At 65.1% G+C, this 13,496-nt stretch carries 18 protein-coding genes; 6 read left to right on the top strand and 12 right to left on the bottom strand.

Features of this window, described 5'->3' with window-relative positions:
- Positions 1-123: 123 nt before the first annotated feature.
- The 11 genes from ACQP1O_RS20745 to ACQP1O_RS20695 all read right to left on the bottom strand — a co-directional run bounded on the left by ACQP1O_RS20745 (position 124) and on the right by ACQP1O_RS20695 (position 6,911).
- Positions 124-438: a gas vesicle protein K gene (locus ACQP1O_RS20745; protein ID WP_433567405.1), complete on the bottom strand. Its 315-nt coding sequence runs from the start codon at positions 436-438 to the stop codon at positions 124-126.
- Positions 431-664, bottom strand: coding sequence for a gas vesicle protein (locus ACQP1O_RS20740; RefSeq protein WP_433567404.1), 234 nt, complete (start codon positions 662-664; stop codon positions 431-433). The genes ACQP1O_RS20745 and ACQP1O_RS20740 overlap by 8 nt, the downstream gene beginning before the upstream one ends.
- Complete coding sequence (locus ACQP1O_RS20735; protein WP_433567403.1) at positions 661-1,455, bottom strand: GvpL/GvpF family gas vesicle protein; 795 nt, start codon at positions 1,453-1,455, stop codon at positions 661-663. Before ACQP1O_RS20735 ends, ACQP1O_RS20740 begins: the two co-directional genes overlap by 4 nt.
- The gene (locus ACQP1O_RS20730; protein ID WP_433567739.1) at positions 1,445-1,837 is read right to left on the bottom strand and encodes a gas vesicle protein; all 393 of its coding nucleotides are present in this window, start codon (positions 1,835-1,837) and stop codon (positions 1,445-1,447) included. Before ACQP1O_RS20730 ends, ACQP1O_RS20735 begins: the two co-directional genes overlap by 11 nt.
- Positions 1,837-2,169: a gas vesicle protein GvpO gene (gene gvpO, locus ACQP1O_RS20725; RefSeq protein WP_433567402.1), complete on the bottom strand. Its 333-nt coding sequence runs from the start codon at positions 2,167-2,169 to the stop codon at positions 1,837-1,839. Before gvpO ends, ACQP1O_RS20730 begins: the two co-directional genes overlap by 1 nt.
- 5 nt (positions 2,170-2,174) lie before the next feature.
- The gene (locus ACQP1O_RS20720) at positions 2,175-2,426 is read right to left on the bottom strand and encodes a gas vesicle protein GvpG (RefSeq protein WP_433567401.1); all 252 of its coding nucleotides are present in this window, start codon (positions 2,424-2,426) and stop codon (positions 2,175-2,177) included.
- Positions 2,427-2,429: 3 nt separating this feature from the next.
- A complete protein-coding gene (locus ACQP1O_RS20715; RefSeq protein ID WP_433567400.1) occupies positions 2,430-3,191 on the bottom strand; it encodes a GvpL/GvpF family gas vesicle protein in 762 nt (253 codons plus the stop codon).
- On the bottom strand, positions 3,191-3,598 hold the full coding sequence (gene gvpJ, locus ACQP1O_RS20710) for a gas vesicle protein GvpJ (RefSeq protein WP_433567399.1): 408 nt from the start codon (positions 3,596-3,598) through the stop codon (positions 3,191-3,193). The genes ACQP1O_RS20715 and gvpJ overlap by 1 nt, the downstream gene beginning before the upstream one ends.
- Entirely contained in the window at positions 3,595-4,728 is a 1,134-nt protein-coding gene (locus tag ACQP1O_RS20705; RefSeq protein ID WP_433567398.1) for an SRPBCC family protein, read from the bottom strand. The genes gvpJ and ACQP1O_RS20705 overlap by 4 nt, the downstream gene beginning before the upstream one ends.
- Before the next feature lie 5 nt (positions 4,729-4,733).
- Positions 4,734-5,372 carry a hypothetical protein gene (locus ACQP1O_RS20700; protein WP_433567397.1) on the bottom strand — a complete coding sequence of 213 codons (639 nt, stop codon included), beginning with the start codon at positions 5,370-5,372 and terminating at the stop codon, positions 4,734-4,736.
- A gap of 1,155 nt (positions 5,373-6,527) precedes the next feature.
- On the bottom strand, positions 6,528-6,911 hold the full coding sequence (locus tag ACQP1O_RS20695) for a hypothetical protein (protein ID WP_433567738.1): 384 nt from the start codon (positions 6,909-6,911) through the stop codon (positions 6,528-6,530).
- Positions 6,912-7,302: 391 nt separating this feature from the next.
- Here ACQP1O_RS20695 and ACQP1O_RS20690 point away from each other — a divergent pair, with 391 nt between their 5' ends.
- The 6 genes from ACQP1O_RS20690 (at position 7,303) to ACQP1O_RS20665 (ending at position 11,541) form a co-directional block, all read left to right on the top strand.
- Positions 7,303-7,821, top strand: a complete 519-nt coding sequence (locus ACQP1O_RS20690) for a hypothetical protein (RefSeq protein ID WP_433567396.1) — start codon at positions 7,303-7,305, stop codon at positions 7,819-7,821.
- Positions 7,822-7,872: 51 nt separating this feature from the next.
- Positions 7,873-8,343 carry a hypothetical protein gene (locus tag ACQP1O_RS20685; protein WP_433567395.1) on the top strand — a complete coding sequence of 157 codons (471 nt, stop codon included), beginning with the start codon at positions 7,873-7,875 and terminating at the stop codon, positions 8,341-8,343.
- A 1,078-nt stretch (positions 8,344-9,421) separates the two neighbouring features.
- Complete coding sequence (locus ACQP1O_RS20680) at positions 9,422-9,748, top strand: uracil-DNA glycosylase family protein (protein ID WP_433567394.1); 327 nt, start codon at positions 9,422-9,424, stop codon at positions 9,746-9,748.
- Positions 9,749-9,832: 84 nt separating this feature from the next.
- Positions 9,833-10,036, top strand: coding sequence for a cold shock domain-containing protein (locus ACQP1O_RS20675; RefSeq protein WP_433567393.1), 204 nt, complete (start codon positions 9,833-9,835; stop codon positions 10,034-10,036).
- A gap of 618 nt (positions 10,037-10,654) precedes the next feature.
- The gene (locus tag ACQP1O_RS20670) at positions 10,655-10,972 is read left to right on the top strand and encodes a hypothetical protein (protein WP_433567392.1); all 318 of its coding nucleotides are present in this window, start codon (positions 10,655-10,657) and stop codon (positions 10,970-10,972) included.
- A gap of 215 nt (positions 10,973-11,187) precedes the next feature.
- Positions 11,188-11,541, top strand: coding sequence for an STAS domain-containing protein (locus ACQP1O_RS20665; protein ID WP_433567391.1), 354 nt, complete (start codon positions 11,188-11,190; stop codon positions 11,539-11,541).
- A gap of 723 nt (positions 11,542-12,264) precedes the next feature.
- Here ACQP1O_RS20665 and ACQP1O_RS20660 read toward each other — a convergent pair.
- Complete coding sequence (locus tag ACQP1O_RS20660; protein ID WP_433567390.1) at positions 12,265-13,245, bottom strand: TIGR03557 family F420-dependent LLM class oxidoreductase; 981 nt, start codon at positions 13,243-13,245, stop codon at positions 12,265-12,267.
- Between the last annotated feature and the right edge of the window lie 251 nt (positions 13,246-13,496).

The raw sequence follows: 13,496 nt of genomic DNA, 5'->3' as shown, positions 1-13,496 counted from the left end.
ACACCGAATCCGATATCCCCAGCTTTGGCAATGTCTCTGTCAGGCAGTGAAATCGACGGCCGGCCGGCTTGCACTCGGCCTGTTGCCCCGCCGGCTCGCGTGATCTCTCGTTGCCCACCGAGGTCACTCGAAAGAGCGATCGGGCAGGTCGCGCGGCAGAAGAGTGCCGAGGGGGCCGAGGTCGATATTGAGATCCTCCGGGGTGAGCCCGAAATGATCGCGTAGTTCGTCCATGCGTTGTTCGAGCAGCATCAGGGTGGTGCCGATTCGTTCGATCTGGGCGTCGGTGAGGTCACCTGCGTCGACACGGCGTAGCGCTTGCCGCTCCATCAGCTGCCGCAGTAGCTCCACCAAGGTCAGGACCAGGGTGACAAGCCCGCGCTCGACCGATTCCGGATCGGTGTCGATACGCGGTGGGATGCCGCCGAACTCAGTCATCGCCGCCCGGTCCTTCCAGCACGTCGCGCGATGCGGAACCGACCGGCGGATACAGGGTGCTGATGGAGGAGATGAGGGCTCGCAACGAGATCTGGACCAGATCGACGTCGGCGATAGCGAGTTTGATGTCGCCGGAAATCACCACGCCACCAGCCAACACCCGATCCAGCAGGTCGACCAGCGCGACGCGGCGCTCGGTGTCGACAGTGGGGTCGGCCCGAATCATGTCGGCCCTCGTGTCACGCCGGCGAAAGAGTACGGCGGCCAGGGGCCGGTGAGTTCGAGCCGGATACCGGGGATTTCGGCGCCGAGCGTCGCGACGGCCGTGGTGAAGTCGTCGGTGCGGTCGTCGTCGACGAGGTATGTCCCGTTGAGCACCATCCAGTCCCGGCGGCCGCTCACCGCCGGGTCGGTCAGCGGCTGACGTCGTCCCGCCGCAGCGTGGTGAATCAAACGCGCGTGAATCTGTTCGGCGCGCTGTGCCGCATCGGTTTCCACGCTCTCCTGTGCCGACAATTGCGCGCGTCGCCGGGCCAGATACGCGGTCCCTGGCTTGATTGTGCTGACCTCTTCCGCTGACCTGGCCTCGGCAACGGCAGCGGTGAGGGCAGCACGATCGCCATAGGCTCTTACACCCCACTCGGTACGGCCGCTCACCAATTCCAGGGCGGCGTCGAAGTCCGCGTGCCGCTCATCGAGCAGCTCACGCACACGGTTGTCGTCGTGGAAGACGGTGGCCAGCCGGAGCGGGACGGCCGGACCTCGGCGCACCATGGCCGAGACGACGGCGTCGTGGGCCCGCGCTGTCGCCTCCAGCCAGTCGAGATCCTCGAGGTTTCGCCGCAGTGGTTGCTCCCCGAAAACGTCCAGCGGCACCGAGCCCACGACTGCGGTCAGGTCGCCGGAGACCACCGTCCGCACCGGTTCGCCTGCGACTCCGGTCAATGTGCTCAGTTCTGCCGTGCCGTCGCGGCGGGATGCCACCACGTACAGCCAGACTGCAAAATCACCGGTCACGATCGTTCTTTTTTCCGTCGCGGCCGCGTTCGATGGGTTGACGGCGTTCATTTGCCGCCTCCAGTTCGGCGATCCGGTCTCGAAGTTCCCGGTTCTCGAGTTCGAGGTCGGGTTCCTTCTGTTCCAGGGCGTGGGCCTTGCTGTTGAGCCAGGGGTCGGTCTCCCACCAGTCGATGCCCACTGCCCTGGCAGTTTCCAGGGATGCGATCACCAACCGCAGTTTGATGGTGAGCAGTTCGATGTCGAGGAGGTTGACTTGGATATCGCCTGCGATCACCAGACCCTTGTCGAGGACTCGCTCCAGGATGTCGGCAAGGTTGGTGGACTGGTGCCCGCCCCCGTAGGGCTCGGGTGCGTATGAATGGCCTCCGACGACAGTCATCACTGATTCCTGGCGCCGATGTCGGTGCTGCCGCGGGTATAGCGTTTGATTCTGCGGCTGGCCAGCAAATTCTCGTCGAAATCGATCTCCACCTCGTAGAGTGCCATGATGTCCGCCGAGGGGGGGATACGGCGATCTTCCAGCGCCTCGATCTCCACGAGCCAACCATCCTCTATCGGTTCCACGCGGGTGATGCCCTGGATGTCGTTGGACGTCAGTTCTGCGAGGCGTTCGATGGCCACCGCGGCGGCTTGCGCCGCGGTGAAGGCCGGTTGTTCATTCGATGCCGAGTGAGCGTTGTCGGAATCGTTGGAAGTGGTGTCGCGGGCCACGTGAGTCACTCCTTCCGGTCTATGGGACCTACCTCGGAACCGGTCATGCGATCCAGGGCCGCTTGCTGCGCTTGCTCGGCCTCTTCTGCGGACAAGTCGCCGCTCGCTGCGGCGCGGTCGATCTCCTCGAGTTCGCTCCGGAATGCCGCGGGATCGTGCAACTGCCGTTCGACCTGGTCCTGGATCAATTCGCCCACCCATATCACGCCGCGAACCGGCGCGAGTGGCAGCGAGACTATCGATGAGAGCAGACCCATGTCTCAGTCCTCAGGCGCTCGTTTCGCGACGAAGTCGTAGGCCGCCATCGGTCCGAGCAAGTTCAGCTCCACCCGGCCGTCCCAGTTCGCGATGAGCCGGCGCACCATTTCCTCCAGCTCATCTCGCCGGGCCGACTCGACCAGTACCGCGAGGTGAACGGCGTCCTCTTCATGGCTGGGTTCGCGCTGGTTGACCAGTGCTTCGAGTTTCTCGAGTTCGGAAACCACCTTTGTGGTGTCCTCGGCTCGCTTGGCCTCGATGGCATGATTGATCAGCTCGCCCAGCGCGATTCGCGCATCGCGGGTGGCGTCTTCGGGCTTGCCACCGATCTCGTCTTTCAGTCGAGCGGCCTCGGCGTTGTCATCGAGGAGTTCCCGCAGGATCACGTCTTCGATGTAGCGCCCTCTGATCACGAACTGGGCCCGGCCCTCGAGTTCCTCCAGGGCGGCGCGGAATTCGTCCTCGTTCGCCTCGAGCAGTTCGCTTTCCACCGCCTCGGTGTCGGTCATGACCGCACCGAACCGCAGCGGCAATACCGGACTGACCGCGGCCGATCCATCCAGCAGTTTCTCGTGGGCGGTGAGGTCTGCGGGGGTGCCCAGTGGCCGGTCGGACTCGAGCGTGCTGACCAAGGCGGCGACCGCGCCGTGCCGCACCACCGTCACTTCACTGGGCGGATCGCCGACACCGGTGGCGTGTGGTTCGGCCTCGACGTCGGCGGGCACGATGCCGTAGACATATACGGCTGTCGATTCGGGAGCCATCACTCCTCCTCACGTTCGGATGGCCTGTGCACTGTCTGACGCTGCTTGTTCACATCGCCGAGGAAGTCCGCCACCTTCTCACCGGCCGCCTCGAGCGCGCCTTTCGTCTTGTGTTTCGAGGCGCCTTCGGTGACGTCGCCGACGATGTCGGTCAGGCCCTTCGGCTCGCTACTCGAGATCTCGAGCCGGTTGACCGCTTCGGCGAAACGCAGATACGTGTCGACACTGGCCACCACGACGCGTGCGTCGATGGTCACCAGTTCGATGCCGACCAGCGACACACGGGCGAAGGCGTCGATGACAAGGCCTTTGTCGAGGATGGTGTCGACGACATCAGCGAGGCTGGATGAATTCGGCCGAGCCAACGTGCTGGTTCCTCCACCGCCTCCTGCGGGTTCGATAGTCATCTGTGTGCTCCTTCCTTCTCACGCGAGCGGCGGGCCGCTGTACTCGTGCGGCGGGCGGCCGAACGATCGCGAGGCGGCTCTGGTTCTTCTTCCTCGTCCGTGGCGCGCTGATCCTCGTCCTGCTCGTCGGCCTCGTCTTCCTCGGCCTCTTCTGTTTCTTCATCTTCTTCATCGGCGCGATCTTCTTCGGATTCCTTGCGCCGTGCGGTTTCGTCGTCTTCGACGACCTCGCTGTCGTGGATCTCGCCGTGCCAGCCCACGATGTCGTCACTGTGCAGCACCGCCTCGGTCATGACATGCCGCTCGAAATGCTTGAGCTCCAGCCGGCACCGGCGGCCTGCCGCGCGCCACAGATTGGCGGTTTTCTCGAATACTCCCTTCGGGTGGTAGGCGAGCACGACGAGGATGCGGGTGAGGTCCGGTGTGATCTCGTGGAATGTGACGGCACCGTCGATGTAGCCTTTGGTACCTTTGGAGCGCCACACGATCCGCTCGAACGGCACCTGCTCGAGGATCGTCGACTCCCAGGTTCGTCGCGACCAGAACACTTTGCCGGTCCAGCTGAGCTTCTCGTCGGAGACCTGTTCGACCTGTTCGAGCTTTTTCGTGAATTTCGGAAAGTCCGCGAACTGGGTCCACTGGTCGTAGGCCAAATCGATCGGCACGCCGACGTCGATATGCTCGACGATATTGGTCAGCTTCAGCTTCGTTGTGCCGCCCTTGCCCTTGCCGCCGGTCAGCGACTCCTTGACGGTGTCGAAACTTTCCCGGACCGTGTGCCCGAGCTTGCTCATGCCTCCGCTCATCGCCGCTCGCAACGGCGACGCGCCTCCAGCCAACTTTTCCACGCCGGTCACTGCCGCCAGCAGATTGCCTCCGCTACCGTCTGCGTACTCGTTGAGCCGGTCCGCGGTTCGCGATGCCCGGTCCGACAACCCGGCTACCGCGCGTTCGGCCAGGGTCCCGGCAAGGTTCTGCACGGATTGTTGCAGCAACCCCGTCGGGGTGGACGATCGAGCGGTTTTCCCGGCCGTCGCCCCCGCACGGGTCGCGGTGTCCGCAATTTTGCCGACGGCGTCGGCAGCGAGCTTGCCGACTCCATCGGTCTTGTCGTGCAACGTCTTCGGCATCGATCTCATCTCCTCGTGCGGCGCACGGGCGCTTCGTCGGCATCGGCGCGACTACGGCGTCGCGTGGACGAGGCAGGCTGGCGATCCGAAGATCCGGACTTACGAACCGGGGTTCGGGAGCCGGTCTTACGCGCGCGGGTGGTTCTCGGGCTGCTTGACCGCGCTCGAGCAGTCGGCCGCCCCCTGTCTGCTTCGTCGTGCTCGTCGCGGTCTGCTCCGGTATCGCGTTCGTCTCCGAGATCCTCGTCCTCCGCAGACGTTTCCCCGGCCTCTCGGGAGGTATCGCCGCCGCCCTGGTCTTCGTCCGAATCCGTTTCATGCGAACGGTCTCGTTCTGTATCCGAGACGATGGTTGAGCCCTGCTGTAGCCGCGTGTTGAGCGCGTCGAGACGGTTGCTCGCGGCCGTTACCGCGGCCGACCGGACCGCACCCACCAACTCGCCGCGAACCGTGTCGGTGAGCTCCGCCAGCTCAGGGGACGATTTGAGCAATTCGGTCCCTCGCCCCAGCAGCTCCCCGGGCAATCCCGAAGACCGCTTCGCCATCGCCGCACCTGCCAGCGACAACGCAAAACGCATCTTGCGTGTGCGGCCCAGTAAGTAACCGACTCCCACCCCTATCGCAATTCTTGTGCCACCTTTCATGGCTTACTCCTTGCTTGCTCGACTCCCGCTGCACCGAGATACGGCTCCAGGTCGGTCGACACCCGATGAGTGGGATAGGCCATGTTTGCGAATGGCCTTACCTCGCGTATACCCAGCAACTTCCTACTTATCGGCCAAGATCCCGATGGATTCGATCGAGCTCGGCCACCGTGAAGTGAAGGGAGGAACAGGCAGCCGTCAGGAGCCGGGCAGCAAGGGCAACAGACGGGGTCGAGGCGGCGTAGGCCGAGTAGACGGGTCCATCGAGTGAGGCGGATTCGCGAACGGGACTGTTGCAGGGATAGGCGACAGCCGAGTTGGCTTGCCCTTCGGGACGGGCTGAAAGGATGCCGCTGTGCCCAAGCCCTCCCCTCGTGAGTTCCGCGACGATGTCCTGCGCGTGCCCCCGCAACGGCGACGACGGTGTGACGATCGAGCAGATCGCCGCCGAGATCGGGGGCTTTGTCGTGTCCGGAGGCGTGGGACGGTTGCCTATGAACGAATCACGTGCTTTTGCTTGGCTCTCGCCGGCATTTCGGGCAGAAATACCTCTTGCCGTCCACTGCCCCGAGCCGTTCGGTGCTGTTGTCCTGCAGTGCCTCAAACATGCGGTACTCGCGGGCGAACTTGCCGCACAGGCTCATGGCCGAATGCCATTCCCACCCTTGTGGATTCGGACACAAGGCCATGCTTTGCCCGCCGTGCATCGAGCGGCCGCCACCGCTCGGGGGAACAGGTTGGCCGCTCGGGCTCCACATGTTTGATCGAGTGGATATGACTCGAGCAGCGAATATAGGGGAATCCGCAGTGGTTAGCGGTGCCCGTTCTCGCGCTCGATCCGCCGCCGGATCGCCCCCCCGTTTTGAACCTGGCTGGCCGAGACGTACGCGCGCACAGGTGAATTCGACGCCGCCCTTGCCGCCCTGGCAAAGATGGGCAGCGATATCGGATCGGAGCGGGTGGATCACCGCGTCCGGGACATGGAACAACTCATGGCGTGAAGACCCGGCCGAATCCGAGGTCACAATGCATTCGGACAGGACAGCGAACAATACTCGACTGCGAACTCGCGCGCTGTCAGCAGACTGCACTCCACTCGGCGGTACCCGACGGCGAGATGTGATCAGCTCGAGAGGCGAGCGGCCGCAGCCTGGGTCAGGGCGTGCCCAGCGCAGTTACGGGGACGCCGTAGGGCAGGAACCGCACACGACGGCGTTCATCGGTGTTGTCGCGGTGCGCACGCAAGGCCTCGAGCTCGCTCGGAAAAACCTGCTCGACCCTGGCCTCGCCAGCGTCGTCGACGCTGTAGATGACCCACACCCCGCTGCCGGTCTCGCCGGTGGTCTCGCCCTCCGCCTTCGGCGGTCGCGTACGCTCCGGCTGAACGACCTGACCGAGCAGCGACCCCAGCGTACTTACACTTGCGCGATCGATGTACTCGCCGGCCTTTCCGAGGAGGTCGCGGAATTCGATCCCCATCTCCCGTAAGGCGCGCTCGAATTCTTCCGGATCGATCCCGAAAGGCCTGTCGGCTGCCATCACATTGCTCCTGGAGACGAATTCGACGTTACGCCTTCAGTGTCCTCGCGCACCCTCGAATTCGCCACGCCGACCACGCGGCAGGGTCTCGGCAGCTGTGTTGGGCTGGTCCCGGCCCGGATGAGGGACAGCGCCCGCGCCAATCCGCCTGAGTCGATGGAGGCATTCGGCAGGGCTCACCCTGTCGACGGCACCCGCATGATCGCCGAGCCCGCCCCCGCCCGATGCCACCGACTGTCGTCAATAGCAATTACTCCGCAAAGATCAACCATCGTGAGGTTTCATCGGCAAAGGATGGGCAAAAGCTAGACGGAATAGGCAGATTCCGGCAAATGTGAAGGGGTTGGGCACGATGTCAGTAGGGACCATACTCGCGATCGTCATCCCCGTCGTGGTGGCGGCGATCCTGATCGCAGGGGCAGTTTCGCTCCTGGTCCGCAGTCGTCACCTTCGTGAACGCTTCGGCCCGGAGTACGAACGAACGGTCGAAGACGCCGACAGCCGAATGGCCGGCGAGCGCGAACTCAAGACCCGCGAGAAACGCCATGACTCGCTGGATATCCGGCCCCTGCAGAGCAGCACCCGTGATCGGTACAGCCGGGACTGGACGAACGTGCAAGGGGAATTCGTGGACCGGCCCGAGGATGCCGTGCATGACGCGGACCACCTGGTGACGTCCCTGATGCGCGAATGCGGCTACCCGACCGAGGGCTTCGAGCAGCAGCTCGAGGACCTCTCGGTCGAGCACAGCCGTACGCTCGAGCACTACCGGGTCGCCCATGACATCGAGGTGCTCAGCACAGGACACAGGGCCACCACCGAGCAGCTGCGGGGTGCCATGGTGCACTACCGAGCTCTGTTCGACGAGCTGCTTTCGGACGGCGGTCAAGACCGTCACGCCCGCGCTTGAGCGGCCCAGATCCCGACCCGAGATGCCAAAGCGATCAGAGACGGAGGAAAGATGCAACGCGACCACGGACCGGACTCGACCGAGGACGGTCTATCCACCGAAGACATTGCCCAGTCCCACGGCCGGACGACAGATGAGGCGTCCGAACCGCAGTCCGAGGCCCCCGCCTTCCCGGGCGAGAGTACCCCGACGAGTGGCTCCGCTGAACCCGAATCCCAGCCAAAAGAGACACCCGCGCCGACCGAGGAGGAAACCCCGCAGCTCCTCACGACCGAGCACGAGGAAGGCTTCCGCGTGCGGTGGCAGGAGATCCAGAACAAGTTCGTCGACGACCCCCGTGACGCTGTGCACGCGGCCGACACCCTGGTCGCAGACGTCATGCAGACACTGGCCACGACGTTCGCCGAGCACAAACAGGAGCTCGAGGGGCAATGGAATCGCGGTGAGCAGGCGGACACCGAGGATCTGCGTATGGCCCTGCGCCGCTACAGGTCGTTCTTCAACCGCCTGCTCACGACCTGAAGCGATGGAATCGCCACGATCATTCTGGGCATCATCCTGCTCATCGTCGGATTCGTCGCGAAGATCGCCATCCAGTGGACGATCGGGATCGTCCTGATCGTCATCGGAGCCATTTGATCCTGGTCGGCTCTCTCGGTGACGAGGTCTTCGGCCGCCGGCACTACTGGTAGTGCATACACATGGCCCAGGGCAGGACCGCCCGGTCGCTGACGTGCGCGGCGCGAACCGACCATCGACCAAGGGCCGCGAGATCACCTCCAGCACCAGCCCCGCGAGGTCCGTGCGCGGCCGTTGCGCGACCCGGATGCGGTGAGCCGTCCGGCAAGCCGTGCAGTCTCAGCGATCCGGACCGACTGGCGCGAGCCTCACGTCGGTCACCTCCAGTGCGGAACACCGCCCCGGCGTTCCAGAAGGCGCTGTTCGACAGTCTGGACATCGGCGAATCGACGCGCGTCGACATGACAGCGGTGAGTTCTTCGGCGTGGCCGGCGTCCGCGCCCTGATCGCAGCCCGCAACTTCGCCGACCAGCGGCACTGCGCGATGCGTATCGAGGGCCCGTACTGCGTCACACGGGTACTCGAAATGGTAGGTCTGGCAACAGGATTCGACATCTGCGAGTAGTGCGCCGAGCAGCCGATGTCCGAAACGATAATCGTCGGTCACGGCCTCGTCCGATCGCACACTACTGACCTCGCACGAACGCCCCGGGCCGACCCCGCGTACATGGGTATGGCCCCGCCCGGCCTGCGGAAGGCAGAACCGGGCGGGGGGTATCTCCCAGCCGGCACCCGATCGTGGCCATGACTGGAAGACCGCCGATCATCGTAGGTGCGCGACTGCCAACCGGTCCGCTGCCACGCTGAGACGGAAGGGCCCCGCCGCTACGGCCACAGCTCGGTGTCGGGGGATGCCGCTCGGCGCGGCGACAAGCGCTGTGTGAAGGTTTCCGTCCCCGCACCGCCGATTTCACCACTGTCGCCTATCGGCTGCGGGCATCACCGTAGTGTCGGTCACGGCGGAGACAGGCAACGTGGCCGAGTGGCTGCCAGGCCGCTGCCGTGACACAGGCCATCACCGATGTGGCGATCCAGAATGGCGCGACAACCCCCAGAGCCTGTCGTCGCGTGCGCACCGTGGCTCGACGCCGAGATACATATCGTGCGGCCGCGCCTGGTCGCGTGTCTGGGCAGCGTCGCCGCCAAAGCGATACTCGGACAATCGTTTCCCGTCACCACCCAACGTGGCCGGTTCATCTCGGTTCGCGAGTACGAGGTGCTCGCGACCGTGCATCCATCGGCGGTATTGCGGGCTCCAGACCGCGCGGCGGCTTGTTCCGCGTTTCTCGCTCACCTGAACACGGCCCGCTCGATGTTTCCCACGAACGCTCCGACCGCTTGTACATGAACCCGTGCACGGCAGCGGGTTTCGGGATCGGCCGCTCGGGTAGCTCACCATCGTCAGGAACGTCTGCTGACCAAAGGAGCCCGAATGCGCCGGACCCCAACAGCTCTCGCCGTCAGCGACGGATACACCGACACTCTCGAACCACGAATGAGTGGGGTCGTGTTGTGGTTCGACACGGCCAAGGGCTTCGGATTCATCGCTCCGGACGAGCAGCCCGGCGAGTATTCGTCGAGTACTCCGGCATCGACCTGCATGGCTACCGCACCCTGGCCGAGCATCAGCCGGTGACATTCACTCTCGAACGAGACGAGCACGGTCTGCACGCATCGACCGTGCGTCCAAACGCATCGACCGTGCGTCCAAGCTAGGAGAACCCCATGAACTCCGCCGAAAGACGTCTTTTCGCTTCGACATTCGCTGCCCTCGGACTTCTTCGCCGAATGATGGCCAACGAAGAGTCGCTGCGCGCAGGGGACGGCCTGCCGGTCGATATCAGGTCCACTCTCACGTGTCTCAGCGGCGCGATGGCGGGTCTGCGCGTCCGCTTCGACGTCGACCCCGACGATGTCGACTTGGAATTCGGTACGAACGACCGAACTTTCCCAGCATCAGAACCGGGTCCACCGTCCTCCGCAGGTCGCATGGTGTGGATCGGCGGTAGTGGGAGCCGCCCCCGACACCGGGCCCTGGCGCCCCAGCCCCCGCAGTTCGTCCGCTCGAACTCCGCGCCCCTGCAGCCGCCGAACGCCAGCCGGGCCTTGTAGTCGCACCGGGTACTCGGCGGCTTCTTCCGCCTGCGGTCAAGCCTGCTGTGCTCGCCACATCCGATGCAACTGTTCGAGGTTGCCGGTGCCTCGCTCGGGCGTGTCAGCAGATGCTCTGCATTGCGGTGCGAGCATAGGTGTCATGTCCCAGGCGAAGGAGGCCTATCAGGCCGAGCAAGCTGCGCGGTGTGTGGAACGGGCCCGCCGCTTCCACGCAGACCGGCCGGTGTTGAGCGCGGATTTTCCGGAGCTGCCCGACGACGAGGACTTCTACGCCGCCTGCGACTCCGGACGCGAATGGGACGGGCACTGGTACCCCGCGACCCGCTCCACGCCTGGCCCGAGGTCCACGGTCTCCGATGAACGCCGCCCGGAGTCTCGGTTCAGGGGTGCGCTCCGCCCGGGCCGCTGCCCCTTCCTGGCAGGTGTCGCGGAACCGGTTGCGGCTCAGGAGAACTGAGACCCGATGAGGGGCTCCTGCCGTGTAGCAGGGCCCCGCGCGGTCGGTGGCGCGGTGCCGGTTCGGGCCGCGTGCCCGAATCGTCGGCTTCGCCGGTGTCTACAAGGGGTACGCTACTCACAGGGTTCAAACAACAGCCTGGTCACTCGCGGTGGTGCAGGGCGCTCACCGCGGAAGGCGTTCAGCCCTCGCGCCCCTGAAACCAGGTGATGGTGATGAATCACCTCCCTCGTCCTGGCCTGCTGACCATCAAAGCTTCAACCATCGACCACACCCACGTGTGCAGCGTCGGCGGCGAGATCGACGTCCTGACCGCCCCCACGTTCGAGAAGGCGCTGTTCGACAGCCTCGACATAGGCGAATCGACGGTCGTCGATCTGAGAGAGGTCACGTTCTTCGGTGTGGCCGGGATTCAGGCCCTGCTCGCCGCCCGGGACTTCGCCGACCAGTACCACTGCGAGATATGCATCGACGGGTCGTACTGCGTCACACGGGTATTGGAAGCAACCGGCCTGGCAAGCGAATTCGACCTCTGCGCTCCTGCTGCCACCGAACCGGCCGAACGATAACCGATCCATCCGCCGAACCCGCTGCCCGAGCCAGACCCCGGCCGGGCTGGGGAGTACTGACGTGACAGTGCCGTCCGGAGAGTCCTGGCGGCACTGGACCATGGTGCGGATCGCGGCCATTGGGAGCCACACATGGCAGGTCAGCGAATCGGGAGGTGGTTGTTTCGCTGACCTGCGGTAAGAGTAAGGCCGGTCATACCTTGCCGACCGGAATGGGTCATCAATCGCGACCTTTGCCCGCATCAGAGAAAGATAACCACCGGACAACAGGTCGGGTCCATGAACTCACCTGAATCGGCGGTGCCGCGCCGGCGCGACGTGGCCCCGTCCGGCCTGCGGACGGACGACAGGACCGGGCGGGGTGTGCACATCTCAACAGCAGGTACCCGACCATGGCCGTGGCCATTGCCGGATGACCACCGATCATCGTAGATGGGCCACTGTGCACCGGCCACCAGCCGCGCCGCGACGGAAGGGCCCTGCCGCTACAGCCACAGCTCGGGGTCGGGGATGCTGCCCTTGGTTCGCGGTGCGACAAGCGTTGTGCGAAGCCGTGATCGCTGCGCCGCCGCAGGACGCGGCGAAGTAGCTGGGACTAGCGAATCCGTAACGACGGAGTCGTAGACAATCGGCCACAGCGTCGAGTACCGGTGCAGCGGGGTGATTCACGGTGATCTCGCTACGGCTCGAACGGTGGTCGCTGTATTTGCGGGCGAAAGGACCTCAGCCAGCGCGGAGCCTGTCCAGTAGTGGCCGGGCGGCTTCGGCCAGGAATCTGTCCTGTTGTTCGTCGCCGATCTGTACCAGCGCGATATCGGTGAAGCCCGCGTCGCGGTAGGGGCGCACCGCCGCGGCGATGGCATCGAGGTCGGGGCCGCAGGCGATCTGTTCTGCGATGTCGCGGGGGCGGACGAACTGCGTCGCGGCCGCGAATCCCGCCGGGGTGGGCAGGTTGGCGTTGACGTCCCAGCCGCCGGCGGACCATCGGAACTGTTCGTGCGCACGCTGAATCGCCTTGTCGCGGTCGCTGTCCCAGCTGATCGGGACCTGTCCGGTCACCCGCGACGGTTCCGCACCGCACTCGTCGGTTCGGATGAACTGCCAGGAGTCGACGAGTTCGGCGTCCGGATCGGTGGTGATCATCTCGTCGGCCAGCGGGGCGAAGCGTCGCACCGACCGCAGCCCGGAGACGGCGACGGCGATCGGCACCGGTTGCGCGGGCAGATCCCAGATCTTGGCCGCGTCGATCCGATACCAGAGTCCGCTGCGGCTGATCGTATCGCCGGTGAGGAGGTCACGGATGATGGCGATGGCCTCGAGGAGCCGGTCCTGTCGTTCGTCGAGTCCGGGCCAGCCCGCGCCGATCACATGCTCGTTGAGGCTTTCGCCACTGCCGAGCCCGAGGGTGAACCGGCCGTCGGCGAGGATCTGCAGGGTCGCGGCCTGTTGCGCGACGATCGCGGGGTGATAGCGCATGGTCGGGCAGCACACGTAGGTCATGAGCGGGATGCACTCGGTGGCCTGCGCCACGGCGCCGAGCATCGTCCAGGCGTGCGGTGCGTGGCCCTGGGACTCGAGCCAGGGCGAGTAGTGATCGGAGCTGACCAGGAAGTCGAATCCGGCTTGTTCGGCGGCGACCGCGTAGCGGACGAGTTCGCGCGGTCCACTCTGTTCGGTCATGAGGGTGTATCCGAATCGGGTCACTGTCGGGTCCTTCCGTGCGGCCGTGTGGGATACCGATCGGCTACCCACTGACCACCCGTACACACCGGCGCGCGATGATGGCGGATTCGACCGGCGCTACTGCTGTGCCCGCCGCTCACAGCGGCAGCGCACAGGCGCCATGGGAGAGCAGTCCATCGTGCCCGTTCGGTCTTCCGCACTGCGGGCAGCTGCTCGACGACGCCGATTCAGTGGCCGGGATCCCGTCGTTCGGATTCAGGCGTTGGACAGCG

Source organism: Nocardia sp. CA-151230, from assembly GCF_050942175.1.
In the GTDB taxonomy this organism is placed as follows: domain Bacteria; phylum Actinomycetota; class Actinomycetes; order Mycobacteriales; family Mycobacteriaceae; genus Nocardia.
The sequence above is the reverse complement of the archived record's forward strand: the minus strand, read 5'-3'. Positions and strand labels throughout refer to the sequence as shown.